The organism is Citrobacter sp. VF227 (assembly GCF_052950715.1).
Window position 1 is genome coordinate 1 of record NZ_JBRFVF010000155.1, and the last position, 614, is coordinate 614.

Genomic DNA, 614 nt, shown 5'->3' on the forward strand with positions numbered 1-614 from the left:
GTGCGGCCCTGGGACTCGGTCTCGCTCTACGGCAACTACATCGAGGGCCTGAGCCGCGGCGACGTGGCCCCGGCGGTGGCGACCAATTCCGGCACGATCCTGGCGCCCTACGTGGCCCGGCAGGTCGAGGCTGGCGTGAAGCTCGATCTCGGCCGGTTCGGCGCCACGCTCGGCGCGTTCCGGATCACGAAGCCCGCGGGCGAACTCGGGCCGCAGGGGCGCTTCGCGGCGACGGCCGAGCAGCGCGTCGGCGGGCTCGAGCTGAGCCTGTTCGGCGAGATCACCCCGCAGGTGCGGGTGGTCGGGGGCGTCACCCTGCTGGACGGACGCCTCGTCCGGACAGCGCTCGCCGCCAATCGCGGGCACCGGCCGATCGGCGTGCCGGAGGTCCAGGCGAGCCTGGGTGCCGAGTGGGACCTGCCCGGGTTACCCGGCCTGACGCTAAACGGCGCGGTCATCTATACGGGGCGGCAGTTCGTCGACCTCGCGAATACCCAGGCGCTGCCCGACTGGGCCCGCCTCGACCTCGGCCTGCGCTACACGACCCTGGTCGCAGAGCGCCGGACGACCTTCCGGGCCAGCGTCCTCAACGTGACCGACGCGCGCTACTGGAC

At 73.0% G+C, this 614-nt stretch carries 1 protein-coding gene; it reads left to right on the forward strand.

What is annotated here, in order from left to right; genetic code table 11:
* On the forward strand, positions 1-614 hold a 614-nt coding region (locus ACU8YC_RS25610), incomplete at both ends, for a TonB-dependent receptor (protein ID WP_446896051.1).